Here is a 2036-nt window from a genome sequence, read left to right on the forward strand (position 1 = left end):
CGTCTACCGACACAGCTGGCGCAGGGAGAGCATGATGAGCGGCTGTTACTGATGATCCATCACCTGGCCGTGGATGGTGTGTCATGGCGGATTTTGTTGGAAGATCTGGCATTGGGACTGCAACAATTACAGCGTTCAGAGCCACTCACACTGGCTGCGAAAACCTCGTCCTATCAGCAGTGGGGCGCCTTTTTGGCGGACCATGCGCGAACAGAAACGGTGCAGCAGCAACGTGACTATTGGCAGGAAGTGCTTGCCTCTTCTGAGCCCACTCTAGCCGAACGCTATGGCACGACACAGGATATGACTAGCATAGCGGCGGGACAGCAGCAACAACTGAGCTTCAGCCTTTCGGCGGCTCAGACCGAGCAGCTGTTGGGGCCATGTCAGCGGAGTTATCGCAGCACCACGTTGGAGTTGCTATTAGCAGCCATATTGTCTGGTTTTGAGCGTTTTGATGGCACCCGCAGTGTGTGTTTGGACCTTGAGGGGCATGGTCGCGAGACCGATACCACGCAACTCGACCTGAGTCAGACGGTGGGCTGGTTCACTGCCATGTATCCGCTGCGTTTAAGCTGCGAGGGGAATACTCCAGGCGCGCTGCTCAATGGCGTGAAACGCCAGTACCGTGCTGTGCCAAACAAGGGCATGGACTTTGCGCTGTTACAGCACAGCGACAGTGCATTTTCATCGCTGCCGGCACGGGAGATAGTATTCAATTATCTTGGTCAGTTTGATCAGATAAACCATGACGAGCTGCCTTTTAGCGTGGCGCAAGAATATTCGGGTCAAACGATCAGTTCAGCGCGCACGCCTTGGCATGGAGTTACGCTGACCACACTGGTGTCGCAGGGACAGCTGCACTTCAGTCTGAAATACGCCGAGGCGGGCTATGATGGCGCGGCGATGGCGCTGCTGTTATCTCACATCGAGCAGGGGTTAGCAGAGTTGATAGAGCACTGCATGGCGACTCAGCAGGGCGAATATACTCAGGTAGACTTCCCGTTGGCCACGGCAGAGGAGGCGAGTATCCGCCAGTGGCAGGCACAGTATGGAGAGATCCAAGATCTTTACCCAGCCACAGGGATGCAACAGGGCTTGTTGTTCCACAGTATGTTGGCGGCGGGCAGCTATGTTACCCAGATGACTCTGGACTTCAATGCAGTGGACAAAGTTCGGCTGGCTGAGGCTTGGCGTCAGGTGGTGGCAAGACATGAGATACTGCGCAGTGTGTTTGTGGGATTAGACAGCACTGCGGCTCATCAGCTGGTGCTGCCCGACATGCCACTGGCATGGCGAGAGTATGATTTGTCAGAGTGGAGCGCCGAGGCACAAGCCGATGAGCTGACGCGGTTGAGAGAGGAGATCAAGGTTGCAGGGTTTGATGCGAGCAGCGGGCCTCTGATGTCATTGGTGCTGGTCGATTTAGGCGCAGGCCAACAGCGGCTGCTTTGGTCGCATCATCATGCGATCTTAGACGGTTGGTGTTTACCGATTATTTTTGCGGAGCTGACAGCGTTTTATCAGGGTGAGGGCGCGACGTTGGCTGCGCCACAGCCATACCGCCACTATGCAGCTTATCTGGCGCAGCAGGACGGGGATGCGGCGCAGGCTTATTGGCGTGATGTATTGGCGGAGGTTGAGCATAAAACGCCGCTGCCATTGGCGCACCAGCGAACGGAGCAGTCAGAAGTGCAGCAACCTGCAGTGCAGACGCGCACAGTTACATTCAGCGAGGACCAGACGGCGGCGCTGAGTGCTTTTGCGAAACGCAGTCAGACGACAGTGAATATTTTGGTGCAGGGCGCTTGGGCGCTACTGCTGAGTAAATACGGTGGTGGCAGTCAGGTGGTGTTTGGTTCGACGACGTCGGGCAGACCGGCGACGCTGGCGGGGGTCGATGAAATGGTGGGGCTGTTTATCAATACCCTGCCGGTGGTGGCGAAAGTAGAGGGTGAAAAGTCGGTGGTAAGCTGGCTACAGCAGCTGCATCGAGCTCAGCAGGCGAGTGAAGAATACAGTCATGTGCCGTTACA

At 56.3% G+C, this 2036-nt stretch carries 1 protein-coding gene; it reads left to right on the top strand.

Annotated elements, in window-relative coordinates:
* A partial coding sequence (locus tag N477_RS25160) for a condensation domain-containing protein (protein WP_231098036.1) occupies nt 1-2036 on the top strand: 2036 nt, incomplete at both ends.

The sequence above is a fragment of the Pseudoalteromonas luteoviolacea H33-S genome, assembly GCF_001625695.1.
Classification (GTDB): Bacteria; Pseudomonadota; Gammaproteobacteria; order Enterobacterales; family Alteromonadaceae; genus Pseudoalteromonas; species Pseudoalteromonas luteoviolacea_B.